Origin of the sequence: Providencia sp. PROV208, assembly GCF_028479465.1 — a bacterium.
Taxonomy (GTDB): Bacteria; Pseudomonadota; Gammaproteobacteria; order Enterobacterales; family Enterobacteriaceae; genus Providencia; species Providencia alcalifaciens.
This window is the reverse complement of record NZ_JAMPNS010000001.1, coordinates 319,592-336,204: the sequence shown is the minus strand read 5'-3', so window position 1 is coordinate 336,204 and position 16,613 is coordinate 319,592. Positions and strand designations below refer to the sequence as shown.

17 protein-coding genes are annotated in these 16,613 nt (G+C 43.1%); 2 read left to right on the top strand and 15 right to left on the bottom strand.

The window, feature by feature from the left end:
• Positions 1-2 precede the first annotated feature (2 nt).
• The 14 genes from hinT to yceD all read right to left on the bottom strand — a co-directional run bounded on the left by hinT (position 3) and on the right by yceD (position 11,004).
• A complete protein-coding gene (gene hinT, locus PR766_RS01500; protein ID WP_006660814.1) occupies positions 3-353 on the bottom strand; it encodes a purine nucleoside phosphoramidase in 351 nt (116 codons plus the stop codon).
• A gap of 33 nt (positions 354-386) precedes the next feature.
• Positions 387-1,169 (bottom strand): metal-dependent hydrolase, encoded by a 783-nt coding sequence (locus PR766_RS01495; RefSeq protein WP_006660813.1) that lies wholly within the window; start codon positions 1,167-1,169, stop codon positions 387-389.
• A gap of 12 nt (positions 1,170-1,181) precedes the next feature.
• Positions 1,182-2,174, bottom strand: coding sequence for a DNA polymerase III subunit delta' (holB, locus tag PR766_RS01490; protein ID WP_154636423.1), 993 nt, complete (start codon positions 2,172-2,174; stop codon positions 1,182-1,184).
• A gap of 10 nt (positions 2,175-2,184) precedes the next feature.
• On the bottom strand, positions 2,185-2,811 hold the full coding sequence (gene tmk / locus PR766_RS01485) for a dTMP kinase (protein ID WP_154630994.1): 627 nt from the start codon (positions 2,809-2,811) through the stop codon (positions 2,185-2,187).
• Positions 2,812-2,819: 8 nt separating this feature from the next.
• Complete coding sequence (gene mltG, locus PR766_RS01480) at positions 2,820-3,842, bottom strand: endolytic transglycosylase MltG (protein ID WP_006661433.1); 1,023 nt, start codon at positions 3,840-3,842, stop codon at positions 2,820-2,822.
• A gap of 60 nt (positions 3,843-3,902) precedes the next feature.
• Positions 3,903-4,730, bottom strand: coding sequence for an aminodeoxychorismate lyase (gene pabC, locus PR766_RS01475; RefSeq protein ID WP_154636422.1), 828 nt, complete (start codon positions 4,728-4,730; stop codon positions 3,903-3,905).
• Between the two features lie 147 nt (positions 4,731-4,877).
• On the bottom strand, positions 4,878-6,128 hold the full coding sequence (gene fabF / locus PR766_RS01470; RefSeq protein WP_006661431.1) for a beta-ketoacyl-ACP synthase II: 1,251 nt from the start codon (positions 6,126-6,128) through the stop codon (positions 4,878-4,880).
• A 78-nt stretch (positions 6,129-6,206) separates the two neighbouring features.
• A complete protein-coding gene (gene acpP / locus PR766_RS01465) occupies positions 6,207-6,440 on the bottom strand; it encodes an acyl carrier protein (protein WP_006660807.1) in 234 nt (77 codons plus the stop codon).
• Positions 6,441-6,596: 156 nt separating this feature from the next.
• Positions 6,597-7,331, bottom strand: coding sequence for a 3-oxoacyl-ACP reductase FabG (fabG, locus tag PR766_RS01460; protein WP_036961292.1), 735 nt, complete (start codon positions 7,329-7,331; stop codon positions 6,597-6,599).
• Between the two features lie 8 nt (positions 7,332-7,339).
• The gene (gene fabD, locus PR766_RS01455) at positions 7,340-8,272 is read right to left on the bottom strand and encodes an ACP S-malonyltransferase (RefSeq protein ID WP_006661429.1); all 933 of its coding nucleotides are present in this window, start codon (positions 8,270-8,272) and stop codon (positions 7,340-7,342) included.
• Positions 8,273-8,290: 18 nt separating this feature from the next.
• On the bottom strand, positions 8,291-9,241 hold the full coding sequence (locus PR766_RS01450) for a beta-ketoacyl-ACP synthase III (protein WP_036966030.1): 951 nt from the start codon (positions 9,239-9,241) through the stop codon (positions 8,291-8,293).
• Positions 9,242-9,244: 3 nt separating this feature from the next.
• Positions 9,245-10,285: a phosphate acyltransferase PlsX gene (gene plsX / locus PR766_RS01445; protein WP_006661428.1), complete on the bottom strand. Its 1,041-nt coding sequence runs from the start codon at positions 10,283-10,285 to the stop codon at positions 9,245-9,247.
• An 11-nt stretch (positions 10,286-10,296) separates the two neighbouring features.
• Positions 10,297-10,467 (bottom strand): 50S ribosomal protein L32, encoded by a 171-nt coding sequence (gene rpmF, locus PR766_RS01440; RefSeq protein WP_006660802.1) that lies wholly within the window; start codon positions 10,465-10,467, stop codon positions 10,297-10,299.
• Between the two features lie 12 nt (positions 10,468-10,479).
• Entirely contained in the window at positions 10,480-11,004 is a 525-nt protein-coding gene (gene yceD, locus PR766_RS01435; RefSeq protein ID WP_006660801.1) for a 23S rRNA accumulation protein YceD, read from the bottom strand.
• A 142-nt stretch (positions 11,005-11,146) separates the two neighbouring features.
• On the opposite strand from yceD, the gene PR766_RS01430 reads away from it, so the two are divergent.
• Complete coding sequence (locus PR766_RS01430; protein WP_006660800.1) at positions 11,147-11,731, top strand: Maf family protein; 585 nt, start codon at positions 11,147-11,149, stop codon at positions 11,729-11,731.
• 48 nt (positions 11,732-11,779) lie between these two features.
• On the opposite strand, the gene rluC is transcribed toward PR766_RS01430, so the two are convergent.
• Positions 11,780-12,736, bottom strand: a complete 957-nt coding sequence (rluC, locus tag PR766_RS01425; RefSeq protein ID WP_006660799.1) for a 23S rRNA pseudouridine(955/2504/2580) synthase RluC — start codon at positions 12,734-12,736, stop codon at positions 11,780-11,782.
• 618 nt (positions 12,737-13,354) lie between these two features.
• On the opposite strand from rluC, the gene rne reads away from it, so the two are divergent.
• Complete coding sequence (rne, locus tag PR766_RS01420; RefSeq protein ID WP_154636421.1) at positions 13,355-16,546, top strand: ribonuclease E; 3,192 nt, start codon at positions 13,355-13,357, stop codon at positions 16,544-16,546.
• The last annotated feature ends 67 nt before the right edge of the window (positions 16,547-16,613 follow it).

The window sequence follows — 16,613 nt, the reverse complement described above, 5'->3', positions numbered from 1 at the left end:
AGTTACTTAGCTAATAATGGACCTAATGGACGTCCACCCACTAAGTGCATATGAATATGAAAAACTTCTTGTCCTGAATGTTTATTACAGTTCATGATTAAACGGTAACCATCTTCGGCAATGCCTTCTTCTTTCGCAATTTTTGCGGCAACAGTAAATAAGCGCCCTAATGCTAGCTCGTCATCCACCGTCACATCATTCACTGTTGGGATCAGCTTGTTTGGGATGATTAAAATGTGAGTGGGTGCCTGAGCAGCAATATCACGAAATGCGGTGACGAGTTCGTCTTGATAAACAATCTCAGACGGAATTTCACGTCGAATAATTTTACTGAAAATAGTTTCTTCTGCCATGACTAATTCCTTAATAATTCAATAGTTATCTATTTATTGTCCAACGTGTAAATGAAATAAACGGTTGAAGTTTTGTGTCGTAATTTCCGCCATTTCCTCGACGCTCACTCCTTTGAGCACAGCCATATACTCAACGACATCACGCACATAGGCAGGTTGGTTTTCTTTGCCGCGATGCGGGACTGGTGCTAAATAAGGCGAGTCCGTTTCCACTAAAATTCTATCTAACGGTACAACTCGTGCAGCTTCACGGATCTGTTCCGCATTACGGAACGTAACAATACCGGAGAAAGAGATATACATCCCTAAGTCGAGTAAGTCTATCGCGGTTTGTTGGTCTTCCGTAAAGCAATGCAATACGCCACCACACTCATCCACTTTTTCTTCGCGTAAAATGGTAAGAGTGTCTTCCCGTGCCGAACGAGTATGCACAATAACCGGCTTATTCACTTGGCGACCAATGCGAATATGCTGGCGAAATGACTCTTGCTGCAACGCTGCATTTTCCTGCTGATAATAATAATCTAAACCCGTTTCGCCGAGCGCGACAACTTCTTGACCTGCCGCTAGCTGTGCTAATTTTTCAAAATCATAACCTTCATCCAAATTGAGTGGATGAATGCCACAAGAAAATGCCACATTGTCGCGTTTGCCAATTAGCTGTTTCATGCTTTCAAAGCCCGGTAACGTGGTTGCTACCGCTAACATAAAGCCGACATCTCGTGTGGATGCTTTTGCGATAACATCATCGACGTTAGTATGCAATTTTTCATAATCTAAACAGTCGAGATGGCAGTGTGAATCAACAACAAACATAATCTACTCTTTTTATCTTGAGGGTGAAGCGAATAACGCTTCCCAATGTAATAACTGATTAGCCAGAATCAATTCCTGATTTAATGCAGGTACTGTTAATAATTGGTGACGACAGCCCTGCCACTGGCTATAAACATCTAATAATTGTGAGCTACTCATCGATGTGGCAAGCGCGGTAACACAAGCAATTTTATCTTGGTTAACAAGGAACTGACCTGCTTTTTGTTGCAATTTTATCCCATCCGAAAGCAACCCTAATAACCAACTAATGCATTCTGGTGCATTGTCTGTGTTCAATGCAGGTAAAAGCCTTAAAAAATCCTTGTTCTGCAAGCTGCTCTCTAGCTCACTACACAATAGTTGACGTCGTTGCCATTGCGCCGGCTCAAGTAATTGCAATGCAGCAATCGGTGCGCCTTGGCATAGTCGTAATGCAGTGATTGCATCATCCGCAGATAAACCAGTCAGCTGTTTTTGCAGCCAGTATAACGCGACTTGCTGATCGGGAGAGGCTAAAAAGTGGGTCAAGCAGCGACTTCTTAAGGTCGCTAACATGCTTTCAATTTTTTCACAGCCCAACAGGAAATAGGTTTGACTTGATGGTTCTTCCAACGTCTTTAACAATGCGTTAGCGGCGGCATCTGTTAATGCTTGGGCATTTGGAATAGAAACCACTTTTGCACCACTTTGTTGTGCATGACCGCTTAAGGTTTCAGTGAGTTTACGAACGGCATCAACGCTGATTGTCGCTTTACCTTTTTCTACTTCTAAAACATGGTAGTCAGGATGTGTGCCTGCCAGCATTAAACGGCAACTATGGCATTCGCCACAGCTTTTCAGTCCATCTCTATTTTGACAAATAAGCCAACGACTAATGCCATAACTTAAAGCGTCTGCACCATTTCCTTTCATGGAATGGATTAATAATGCATGGTGCCCACGCCCCGCTTGGTAAGCGCTAATTAATTGACGATAAGCCTCATTCAGCCATGGATACCAATTCATTATCAATGCCTTATTTTGCTAACCATGCAAGTAACGTCTTGCGGATATCCGCTTGCACTTGTTCAATATTTTGACTCGCATCGATGGTTAAGATAGATTCATCTGCCGCCGCCAATTCTAAATAGCGGACCCGTGTGCGTTCAAAAAATGCCAATGATTCTTTCTCAATACGGTCTAACTCACCACGGGAACGTGCTCGTTGTAAGCCTAATTCGGGTGGTAAGTCTAAATAGAGCGTCAATGCAGGTTTAAACCCACCTAACACTAAATCTCTGAGTGACGCCATTAATTGGCGGTCAATTTCCCGCCCGCCACCTTGATAAGCTTGAGAGGATAAATCGTGCCTATCGCCAATAACCCATTTTCCCGCCGCGAGAGCGGGTTTAATAACGGTATCGACCAATTGGACTCGTGCAGCGTACAGCATCAGCAATTCAGCTTTGTCTGTAACTTTATCACCTTCAATACCTTGCTTAATTAGCTCACGCAGTTTTTCAGCGAGTGGTGTACCACCAGGTTCACGCGTGAATACCATATCGTGAACCCCCGCTTGGGTTAATGTTTCAACAACTGTGTTGATTGCTGTTGTCTTTCCAGCCCCTTCTAAACCTTCAATAACAATAAATTGGTTTTTCATTTCGTTTATCAATTCTTTTGCTCAATTTGTCGGTAAACCTTAACGGCACGATTATGGTCATTAAGATTACGACTAAAAGTATGTCCGCCAGTACCGTCGGCGACAAAGTATAAGTAATCTGTTTTCGCTGGGTGTGCAGCCGCTTTAATCGAAGCAAGCCCCGGCATGGCAATGGGTGTTGGTGGTAAACCATCAATTTTATAGGTGTTATACGGAGTATAGTTATCTAAATCGCTGCGATAAATTTTACCACGATAATTCTCACCTAACCCATAGATTACCGTTGGATCAGTCTGTAAGCGCATATTTTTCTTTAAGCGATTGACAAAGACAGAAGCCACTTGCGCTCGTTCATTATCCACCCCTGTCTCTTTTTCAACAATCGATGCCATGATCAACATTTCATAGGCATTCTTATAGGGTAGATCTTTATCACGACCTTTCCACTCGTCTTCAACGGTCGATTTCATACGCTTATAGGCACGCTTTAATATCTCAACATCGCTAGTACCCGCAGTGTATAAATAGGTGTCTGGATAGAGCCATCCTTCAAGGTTGTCTCCCTCTTTAAAATCCAACATAGCGTATAGCTCTGTCGGTGTTGCATCTTGCGTTTTGTGCTCCAGATAAGGCGCATCTCGCAAAATGTTGCTCCAATCAGACAGCTTATTCCCTTCGATAAAACGAATATTAAATTGCGCTTCTTTACCACTTGAGATCAGCGCTAATAATTGCTCTACCGTCATGTTTGGCTGTAGTCGGTAAGTCCCTGCTTTGAACTGCGCCAATTCTGGGCGCGCTTTGAGCAGAAGCTGAAAATGATGACCTTCTTCAATGAATTTTTCTTTGATTAATAACCCTTCTAAAGCAACTCGCCCTGTACCAGCAGGTACTGTAAAAATAGTTTCTTGAACGATGTTGATTGGCTTTTTTGCATAATCAAGGACTTGGCGATATTGCAGGTACACAACAACCGCGCCGATAATCGCAAGGACAAAAACAATCAGTGTTATTTTTTTGGCTAATTTCATTATTGGTCACTTAAATGCATTGTTCGTCGATAAACGATAAGAGTGAAATTGTTATCGGATTTAAATTTGTCGCTGTAATAATAAATATTCAAACAGTTCTCTTGATTGGTATCTCACTGTTTTATTTTCTGAAAGTTGAATACTTTTCACCGGTAATATAGGCATTAACGCATTGCAAATAATGACTTCATCACACTGTGTCAAAATTGCTGGAAACCGTTCAACTTCGGCCAAATGGTACTGGCTATCTTTGAGTTTCGCTATGATCTTTTGTCTCATTAATCCATTCACACCAGACTGCTCTAGAATGGGTGTATAAACATCTCGACCGATGCGCCAAAAGATATTCGCGCTACAGCATTCAACCATCACGCCATGGGTATCTAACACGACCGCTTCATCTAGCTTAGCATCATCTATTTCTTGGCGGATCAATACTTGTTCTAAGCGATTCAAATGTTTCATACCCGCTAAGATTGGATTGCGACTTAATGGAATTCGGCTAAGCATCAAAGCTGCGCCTTGGCACTGTAATGTGGCATAGTGCTTAGGAAAAGGGGAAACCATTACCATAATGGTTGGCTGTTTGAAGCCTTGAGAACTGTAACCGCGGCCGCCAGCGCCACGACTAATCATAACCTTCACCACAAATTCATCATCAGTTTGTTGTTCACAAACCTGCTCAATATGCTGTGTCAATTGCTTCCAATCTACTGAAGGCAATTTGAGTCGCGTTGAATCTTGCTGTAGACGAAGAATATGCTGTTCTAGCATCTTAGCTTGTTGATTCATACCATGGATAGTCGTAAAGCACCCATCACCAAAGGCGATAGAGCGATCGGTAATATCAATTTGCTGACAAGAAATGCCGTTAACCCAATAAGTCATGATTGTTTCTTATAATAAAGGCTGATAAATCAGACAGTAACATAGTGTTAATATCATAAACCAAAGCAAGGAGTACTGCAAAAAGAAGGCAAAAATAAAGCCCCAGTACCAAAGATACTGGAGCTTAGGAACTCAACGAATAATTGATTATTCTGCGTGATAGCGGCGGAAAATCAATGAACCGTTAGTACCACCGAAGCCAAATGAGTTACACAGAGCATATTCCATGTTCTCGACTTTACGTGCTTCGCCCGGTACGAAATCAAGATTACAACCTTCATCAGGATTGTCTAAGTTGATCGTTGGTGGAATGATCTGATCACATAAAGACAGAATAGTGAAGATAGATTCAACCGCGCCTGCAGCACCTAACAGGTGGCCCGTCATCGATTTTGTCGAACTCACTAACACTTTAGTGTCTTCACCAAAGACAGACATAACCGCTTGTGCTTCGGCTAAGTCTCCTGCAGGTGTTGATGTACCATGAGCATTAATATAACCAATATCAGTTGGTTCTATGCCTGCATCGTTTAGCGCATTTTTCATCGCTAATGCAGCGCCTTCACCATTTTCTGGTGGTGACGTCATATGGTAAGCATCGCTGCTCATACCAAAGCCTGCGATTTCCGCGTAAATTTTCGCGCCGCGTGCTTTAGCGTGCTCGTATTCTTCGAGAATAATGATGCCCGCACCATCACCCAGAACAAAACCATCACGGTCTTTATCCCAAGGACGACTTGCAGCTTGTGGGTTATCATTACGCGTTGACAATGCGCGCGCTGCACCAAAACCAGCCACACCTAATGGTGTCGTTGCTTTTTCAGTACCACCCGCTAGCATAACATCCGCATCACCATAGGCTATCATCCGTGCTGCATGTCCAATATTATGAACGCCTGATGTACAAGCTGTCGCAATTGAAATGCTTGGACCACGGAGACCATACATGATGCTTAAGTGACCAGCAGCCATGTTGATGATTGTTGATGGTACGAAGAATGGGCTAACTTTACGAGGACCACCGTGCATCATAGATTCACAGTTATCTTGAATTAATCCCAACCCGCCAATACCAGAACCAATCGCTAAACCGATACGAGTAGCATTGGCTTCTGTTACTTCCAATCCAGAATCTTTGATGGCTTGATAGCCAGCTGCGATACCATACTGAATAAATGGGTCCATCTTCTTCGCATCTTTGCGAGAGATGTCAAAATCTTCGTAATTGAAATCTTTTACTAAGCCTGCAAATTTAGTTGCGTGGTTAGTAGTATCAAAATGATCAATTAGGCTGATACCACTCTGTCCGCCACAAACAGCTTTCCATGATGAATCAACTGTATTGCCGACAGGAGATAACATGCCAAGTCCGGTTACGACTACACGACGCTTAGACACGTATGTCCTCCAAGGAGGGAATTAGTTACATAAGAAACATAGGCGATCGAATGATCGCCTAGATAAGTTTTACTGCTATTACTCAGATGCTTTGACGTAGTCAATTGCAGCCTGTACTGTAGTGATCTTTTCAGCTTCTTCGTCAGGGATTTCGCAATCGAACTCTTCTTCCAGAGCCATAACCAGTTCTACTGTGTCAAGAGAATCAGCGCCCAAGTCATCAACAAATGAAGCTGTATTTACAACTTCTTCCTCTTTAACACCCAGTTGTTCAACGATGATTTTCTTAACGCGTTCTTCGATAGTGCTCATACTATTAAAATTCCTATCAAAACTCGCTTTCGCGATGGTTTTCGTAGTTTATGAAATACAGGAAAAGATACAACCCAATCCCGGCTGTTGAAACCATTATTTTGCATTATTTTGCATTAGATAACACAAAAAAATGCAAATGGTTCCCTCATTTCTTTAGATCATGTACATGCCACCATTGACATGCAATGTTTCACCTGTGATGTAAGCAGCTTCGTCAGAAGCTAAAAATGCTACAGCACTGGCAATTTCTTGTGCATCACCCAGTCTATCCGCAGGAACCTGAGATAAAATGCCTGCACGTTGTTCGTCTGTCAATGCCTTAGTCATATCAGTTTCGATAAAACCAGGCGCTACAACGTTAACAGTGATACCACGAGAAGCGACTTCACGAGCTAATGATTTACTAAAACCGATCAGCCCAGCTTTCGCTGCCGCGTAGTTTGTTTGTCCCGCATTTCCCATCACACCCACAACAGATGCAATAGAAATAATACGCCCACAACGTTTTTTCATCATGGCACGCAAAACGGATTTAGACAAACGGTAAACGGATGAAAGATTAGTGTCAATAATATCTTGCCACTCATCATCTTTCATGCGCATCAATAAGTTATCACGCGTAATACCAGCATTATTAACTAAAATATCGATTTCGCCAAATTCCGTACGGATCTGGGTCAATGTTTCTTCAATTGATGCTGGATCTGTCACATTTAACGCTAAGCCTTTACCTTTACCTTCTAAATAGGCAGTAATCGCTTCCGCGCCTTTTTCGCTGGTTGCAGTACCGATAACAGTCGCGCCGCGTGACGCTAAGGTTAAAGCAATCGCTTTACCGATTCCACGGCTAGCACCAGTGACTAGTGCAATTTTTCCTTCAAAGCTCATTGTCGTCCTCAGATAGTTTCTAAAGCCGAGTCTAATGATACAGGATCATTGACTGCAACGGCAGTTAAATTAGAGACAATTCGCTTGGTTAGACCAGTCAGAACTTTGCCTGGACCCATTTCAACCAATTGCTCAATGCCTTGTTCTGCCATGAATTCGACTGTTTCAGTCCAGCGCACCGGATTATACAATTGGCGCACTAATGCATCACGGATATTTTTTGCAGACGTCTCCATTTTAACATCAACGTTATTAATAACTGGATAGGTCGGCTCACAAAATTCAATTTTTTCTAATGCATCAGCTAATTTATCTGCGGCTGGCTTCATTAATGCACAATGAGAAGGTACGCTAACAGATAATGGTAACGCACGTTTGGCACCCGCTTCTTTACATGCTGCACCCGCACGTTCAACAGCCGCTTTCTCACCCGCAATAACCACTTGTCCAGGAGAGTTAAAGTTGACAGGGGATACAACCTGCCCTTGCGCTGCGTCTTGGCATGCCTTCTCGATAGATTCGTTATCTAAACCGATAATTGCATACATTGCGCCAGTCCCTTCTGGAACAGCTTCTTGCATCAATCGACCACGCAGCTCTACCAATTTGATAGCCTGTTTGAAATCAATCACGCCAGCGCACACTAATGCAGAATATTCGCCGAGGCTATGACCAGCCATTAAAGCGGGCATTTTGCCATTTTTTTCTTGCCAAACACGGAAGATAGCAACAGACGCTGCTAATAATGCAGGCTGAGTCTGCCATGTTTTATTTAATTCTTCTTCTGGTCCATTTTGGACTAATGCCCAGAGATCGTAACCCAATGCTTCAGAGGCTTCAGCAAATGTCTCTTTAACCAGCTGATTTTGTTCAGCTAAGCCAGCTAACATTCCTAAAGACTGGGAACCCTGTCCCGGGAATACCATAGCAAATTGTGTCATGTCTGTTTTCTCAGTAAATTAAAAACGAACGAGTGCAGAGCCCCAAGTAAAACCGCCGCCAAATGCTTCTAATAGCACTAATTGACCACGTTGGATGCGACCATCGCGCACCGCTTCATCTAATGCGGTAGGGACTGATGCTGCAGAAGTATTTCCGTGACGATCCAGCGTAACAACCACTTTATCCATGGTCATATCCAATTTTTTCGCTGTCGCAGAAATAATTCTTAAATTTGCTTGATGTGGCACTAACCAATCAAGTTCTTCTTTTGCAATGTCGTTATTTGCCAATGTTTCATCAACAATGTGGGCTAACTCACGCACTGCAACTTTGAATACTTCGTTACCTGTCATGGACAAGTATGCTTGATCATCTGAACAGCGACTGCGATTTGGTAAAGAGAGCAAATCACCATAACGACCGTCTGCATGTAAATGCGTAGAAATAATACCTGGCTCTTCAGATGCACCAATCACCACAGCACCCGCTGCATCACCAAACAGAATAATCGTCCCGCGATCATTCGGGTCTAAGGTTTTTGATAACGCATCAGCGCCAATCACCAGTGCTTTTTTGGTCATGCCCGTTTTAATAAACTGATCAGCAATACTAATAGCATAGGTGAAACCAGCACACGCTGCTGCAACGTCAAATGCCGCACAGTCATTAATTCCCAACATTTGCTGAATCTGGCAAGCCGCACTTGGAAATGCGTGTGTCGCGGAAGTGGTTGCAACGATAATTAAACCAATTTCACTGCTGTCGACTTGTGCCATTTCCAATGCATTTTTTGCTGCTTGGAAACCCATTGTGGACACATTCTCATCGTCAGCTGAAATTCGTCTCTCTTTAATACCAGTACGCGTTACAATCCATTCATCAGAAGTATCAACCATTTTTTCCAGATCAGCATTGGTACGAACTTGCGATGGCAAATAGCTGCCTGTTCCTAATATTTTACTGTACATAGGTTATTGATCACTCCTGGGTAAAACAATATTAAGTCGAGCTGTTATTCTTTCAGGAACTTGTCGCTCAATAGCCTGCACGGCACGATCAATTGCGGCTTTAAACGCGCTTTCATTCGCTGCACCATGACTTTTGATGACAATGCCTTTTAATCCTAACAGAGTCGCGCCGTTATACTGGTCGGGGTTCATATCCCCAAAACGCTTCATTAGCCGTTTTTTTAACCATTTCTTAGCGAGTTGCATAAACCAACTGCTTTTTTTGTTCTCTTCACCGGCTGATTTCAACAATGAAAGAATGACTCGAATAACACCTTCCATTGTTTTTAGTGAGACATTACCTGCGAAGCCGTCACACACTAATACATCCGTTTTTCCTGTCAGCAATTCATTGCCTTCAACATAACCAATGTAATTAATTGATGCCGTTTCTTTCAACAAAGCGGCGGCTTCGCGGATATTGTCCAGCCCTTTACTCTCTTCTTCGCCAATATTGAGTAAAGCGACTTTAGGTTGACTGATGTTGGCAACTTCTTCTGCCATCACTGAGCCCATTACTGCAAATTGCACAAGCATTTCACTGCTGCAATTTACGTTAGCCCCTAAATCGAGGACAACGGTTTTACCTTTCTTTTGGTTTGGCAGAATAGTCATTAACGCAGGGCGTTCAATGCCTTCAATTGATTTTAACATCAATTTAGCCAATCCCATCAGCGCACCCGTATTACCTGCGCTCACGCAAGCTTGAGCTTGACCTGTCTTGACTAACTCCAACGCCACTCGCATTGACGTCCCTTTACTTTGGCGAATTGCGTGAGATGGCTTAGCATCGCTTGCAATAACGTTTTCAGCTGGGATAATTTCGATACGCGAAAGTTGCTCCGCACTTTGTTGTGCAAGCAAAGGATGAATGGCTTCGGGTTGACCGACAAGCAGTAATTTTAATGCTGGATTAGATGCCAGTGCCTGCAATGCAGCAGGCACCGTGACGCGGGGACCAACATCCCCGCCCATGGCATCTAACGCGATGGTTAGACTAGCCAAAGTATCAACAATTACTTGCTGATAACCTTACGGCCACGGTAGTAACCATCTGCAGTCACATGGTGACGCAGGTGAGTTTCACCGGAAGTTTTATCTACAGAAACTAGGGTAGCAGTCAGTGCATCATGTGAACGACGCATACCGCGTTTTGAACGAGTTGGTTTATTCTGTTGTACGGCCATTGACCTTACTCCTTAAGTACTTTTCTTTAAACTGGCTAATACGGCAAATGGATTTGGTTTCTCTACCTCAGGAGGTAGTTCACCATACACCATGTCCGCTTCGGACACTTCACAGTGTTCAGAATCATGAACCGGAACCACTGGTAGGGATAGAATTATTTCATCTTCTAACATTCCCAGCAAATTTATTTCACCAAATTCATCTACATAAACTGGTTCATACTGTTCCGGTAATGCTTCGGCCTTTTCGTCATTGACGACAGGACTAAAACAATACGATACGTAGACATGATGTTTGAAATTTTTTCCGCAACGTTGGCATTGTAGGGTGACATCCACTTCAGAATGTCCCTCTATGACCGTCAAGCGCTGATTATCAATTTTAAATGATAATTTGCTTTCAACATCACTATCTACACTGACTACTGATTCGGCAATTCGTGCTACTTGCTCAGGTGTATAACTCCCGACATAGTCGAGGTTTTTCTGAGCTGCACGCTGCGCATCGATAGTCAGGGGTAATTTTACCTTTTGCATAAGGCGCGCATATTAACTTTGTAATGAACTATAGTCAAAGAAAAAGGCGGGATAAACTCGCCTTTTCACCAAAAAATCGCCGGTTAAGCGGATATAGTTTAAAATGAGTTAACCCTTTTGGCTACGAGTTTCGAGAAAAATCATGAAATCGATTATTTTGGCATCAACCTCTGAATACCGACAAGCGTTGCTGAAAAAGCTAGGCATCCCTTTTCTAGCGGCGGCGCCCAATATTGATGAAACCCCTATACTACAGGAATCGGCTCAAGCTTTAGTGATACGTTTATCTCACGAAAAAGCCAAGGCGTTGTCTCAACAATACCCTCAACACCTGATTATCGGCTCTGACCAAGTTTGTGTCATTGACGATAAGATCGTCGGAAAACCGCACAATTTTGAGAATGCGTTTAAGCAGCTCAAAGCTGCGTCAGGTCATCGAGTCACTTTTTATACTGGGCTTTGCTTATTAGATAGCACAACGGGTACATTTAATGTTCAGTGTGAGCCCTTCGATGTCTATTTTAGACAGTTAACGGATGAAGAAATCACCCAGTATTTACATAAAGATGAACCGTACCAATGTGCAGGTAGTTTTAAATCGGAAGGGTTGGGTATTAGCCTATTTGATAAGTTATCAGGACGAGATCCAAACACATTAATTGGCTTACCCACAATTTTATTGTTGGAAATGTTACGCCAGCATGATGTGAATCCACTCCTAGACTAGATGACAAGGTTAGCTGACATGTTGATGTCAGCTAACGCTTACACACCATTATTGTGCTTTTTTAGCTCTCAACACTTTGAGGCACTGATTTAAATCATTATGCAGTGGCGCAACAACGCGCATTTCTTCCCCAGATTTTGGGTGAGTAAATTTTAGGGCATACGCATGCAGGAATAGACGTTTTAACCCTGTATCGGCAAGTTGACTATCAAACTGTTTATCACCATAACGATCATCAAAAGCAATTGGATGCCCCGCATGTAACGTATGGACACGAATTTGATGAGTACGACCAGTCACTGGACTCGCTTTTACCAACGTCGCGTTTTCAAAACGCTCTTCAACTTTAAAACGCGTTTCAGAAGGTTTACCTTCACTGCTTACACGAACAATACGCTCACCACTTTGCAAAATATTTTTTAATAATGGTGCTTGAACAACTTTCGTGTGCGACTGCCAGTTACCACGAACTAACGCTAAATAATCTTTCTGCATCTGTTTTAAACGCAGCTGCTCATGAAGTGCGCGTAATGCCGAGCGCTTTTTAGCCACCAATAAAATGCCTGATGTATCTCGGTCTAAGCGATGCACTAACTCCAGAAAACGTGCTTCTGGGCGCAACGCTCGCAATCCTTCAATAACACCAAAGCTTAATCCGCTGCCGCCATGCACTGCGGTTCCGGATGGCTTATTGATCACTAAAATGGATTCGTCTTCATAAAGAATACAATCAGCTAACGCCGCCACTTTATCTAATTTTGCTGAAACTGGTGCTGTTTCACGCTCAGCGACACGCACAGGCGGGACACGAACTTGATCCCCTTCCAGTAATTTGTATTCTGGCTTAATTCGCCCTTTGTTGACACGCACTTCACCTTTACGGATGATGCGATAAATCATGCTCTTAGGAACACCTTTTAACTTGCTCAGCAAGAAATTATCAATGCGCTGCCCTGCTTCGTCATCGCTAATATCAATAAATTGGACTTGGTTTTCTGTTTTCATTCGGGAATGCGTTAACTCTAATTGATGAATAAATAGTCTCACTTACGTGGGTATATCATACCGACTCCACGAATTTTTTTATGTTTTTTTTTAAATTGGTCAATTTCTAGATGATCGGCTCAATTTCTTAATAAAATTTCCATATAACTTACGTTGCGCTTGCTATAATGCACTTGGCAATGGAATAATAAGCGCTGCCAAGATGTTTAAAAACGAAAATTGGCTTTGCTATGTTAGCTTTAGGTGTTTTTGCACTTTCAGCTATAATTATTTTTAGCTAGTAGAATACAAGTTAGACGTAATACTGTAGGAATTTATTATTTGATGGCGTAACGATGCTGCAATGGCGTAAGACATCTAACAAGATCAAGTAAATTAGCGAGCAACGAATTTTAGCTTATTGGGTTGGGAGTCTCCGTTTTCTAAGAAATTTACGGCATCCTGATTAAGAACGCTGAATTTTTAATCTAAAAATCAGGTTCACCGAATACTGCGCGTCTCTATACGAACGACTGCCGAGAGGTAGACGGCTTTGTAAAAATCATGAGGCCATCGGTTTACAGTAGCTCTTTCTTTCGCTGCTCTTTATTATTTAAAAAATAATGAGTAAGTAACAACATGAAAAGAATGCTAATCAACGCAACTCAACAGGAAGAGTTGCGTGTTGCCCTTGTTGACGGGCAACGACTCTACGATTTGGATATTGAAAGCCCAGGTCATGAGCAAAAAAAAGCCAACATTTACAAAGGTAAAATTACCCGTATTGAACCAAGCCTTGAAGCTGCTTTTGTTGATTATGGCGCTGAAAGACACGGTTTCCTGCCTATCAAAGAGATCGCTCGCGAATACTTCCCAAGCAATTATCACTCTCAAGGTCGTCCGAACATCAAAGATGTTCTGAAAGAAGGCCAAGAAGTTATTGTTCAAGTTGATAAAGAAGAACGTGGTAACAAAGGTGCTGCCTTAACCACATTTATCAGCTTAGCGGGAAGTTATTTAGTTCTCATGCCTAATAACCCTCGTGCAGGTGGTATTTCCCGCCGCATCGAAGGTGAAGACCGCACAGAATTAAAAGAAGCACTATCTTGCTTAGAAATCCCAGATGGTATGGGATTAATCGTTCGTACCGCGGGCGTTGGCAAATCAGCAGAATCACTACAACAAGATTTACTGTATCGCTTACGCCATTGGGAAGCGATTCAAAAAGCAGCAGAAAACCGCCCTGCTCCATTCTTAATCCACCAAGAAAGCAACGTTATCGTTCGTGCTTTCCGCGATTACTTACGTCCTGATATCGGTGAAATTCTGATCGACAACCCGAAAGTGGTTGAAATGGCGCGTAACCATATCGAAGCAATTGGTCGTGGCGATTTTGCAAGTAAAATTAAACATTATAGCGGCGATGTTCCACTGTTTAGCCACTATCAAATTGAATCTCAAATCGAGTCAGCGTTCCAACGTGAAGTCCGTTTACCTTCAGGTGGTGCGTTAGTTATCGATACAACGGAAGCCTTAACGGCTATCGATATCAACTCCTCACGTTCAACCCGTGGTGGCGATATCGAAGAAACCGCATTCAATACTAACCTTGAAGCCGCTGATGAGATTGCACGTCAATTACGCTTACGTGACTTAGGTGGTCTAATTGTTATCGACTTTATCGATATGACCCCAGTTCGCCATCAGCGTGAAGTTGAAAACCGTCTACGCGAAGCAGTTCGTCAAGACCGTGCGCGTATTCAAATTGCTCGTATTTCACGTTTTGGTCTGTTAGAGATGTCTCGCCAGCGTCTTAGCCCATCTTTGGGTGAATCTAGCCATCACGTCTGCCCACGCTGTTCGGGTACCGGAACTATCCGTGATAATGAATCGCTGTCGCTGTCTGTACTGCGTTTAATTGAAGAAGAAGCACTGAAAGAAAATACCCATGAAGTGCATGCGATTGTTCCCGTACAAATCGCGTCGTATCTGTTAAACGAAAAACGCCAAGCTGTCACTGAGATTGAACAGCGCCAGCGCAACGTTCGTGTTGTGATAGTCCCTAACGATCAGATGCAAACACCGCATTTCCATGTCATCCGTATTCGTAAAGGTGAAGAAGTTCAGACTCTGAGCTACAACTTAGCGCAATACCATGAAACGGAAACGCTGAATCAAGGCGAAGAGCCAACAAGCGAGCGTAAAGCCCCTGAGCAACCTGCTATTTCAGCATTTGCACTGCAAGAACCTGTTGAAGTGCCTGCACTGAAACAAAAAGAGTCTCCATCTAAAGCGCCAGCCCGTCCAAAAACAGACGAGCAACCTAACGTTGGTTTATTCAGTAAAATCGCAGCTTTCTTTAAAGGTCTATTTGCCGAAGAAGAAAAAGTGGTTGAACAACCAGCGCAAAAAGCGCGCCCAAACAATAATGATCGTCGCCGTAATAATGACCGTCGCCGTAATAACGATCGCCGTAATAACAATCGCCGTGACCGCGATGATAATTACGAAAATCGTGATAACCGCGAAAATCGTGATAACCGAGACAATCGTAATAATCGTAATGCGCAATCTGAAGATGCAGCAAATCGCAATAAGGGTCGTAATAACAAAAATACGAACCAAGTTGATGAGCAAACGACAGACACTGCAAACCGCGATAATCAACAACGCCGTGAGCAACGTGCAGAACGTCGTCGCCGTCAAGATGAGAAACGCCAACAACAAACAGCGAAAACTCAACAAGATAGCCAACAAGCTGCTGTTGACAATACCGTTGTAGAAAAAGATGAAGAAGAGCAGCGTCCAGTAGCGCCTCGTCGTCAACGCCGTCAGTTAACACAAAAAATCCGTGTGACTGATAATGAGCAAACGACAGAGACTGCAATTGTTGCAGAGATGCCAGCTACGCCAATGGCGGCACTTCCTTCAACCGTTAATGTTGAGAAAAAACACGATAATGTCACGTTGAACGAAGATGACAATTTGGCGGTTAACTCAGAGCAACAGGATGATGATGAGAAACAAGACACCATTATCCCACGTCGTTCTCGTCGTTCACCACGCCATCTGCGTGTGAGTGGTCAGCGTCGTCGTCGTTACCGTGATGAGCGTCATCTGAATAAATCACCAATGCCTTTAGCGGCGGCTGTAGCCTCCCCTGAATTAGCGTCTGGTAAAGTATTTATTCGTTACCCTGTTGTTCAGCCTCAACAAGAAAGCATGGCTATCATGACCAATGAAGAAATGCTAGAACAACAAAACACGGTTCAGGCTCCAGCTGCAATTCAAGCGCCGGTGGAACAGGTTGAAGTGAAATCAGAACACATTGAGACCCCAGTCGTTACTGAAACTGTCGTTGAGACACCAAAAGTAGAAACTGAGACTCATGTTGTCGCTGAATCTATTGAGACCATTGCCGTAGAAAGCAATACTGTCCTGGAAAGCGTCATTGCTGACGTTACTGAAACAGAAAAAACTGATGTCGTTCAAACGGTTGTTGATACAATTGTTGAAACACCTGTCGTTGAAGAAATCAAAGAGATTTCTGAACCTGCGGTGGCGGATGTCGTCGTTGAAACGAAGGTTGCTACGGCAACAGTAGTTGAAACAACAGTGGTCGATGCTGTTTCAACATCAAACGCGCTTAGCTTACACAAATGCCATGCATACTCACCAATGACGAAAGCCCCAGCCCCTGTGGTGATGGCTTCCGACTTTGAAATTAAAGAGTATCAACGTGAGCCATCAACCTTTGAATCTAAAGGTGCAGGTGGTCATGTGGCAGCGAATGTTGCCACATCAGAAATGGCAAAACCAGCTAGTGTCTAATGAGTTAGACATATAATAAATAGCCTCGATAGTATATCGGGGCTTTTTTTTGCCTCATATTCTTCAA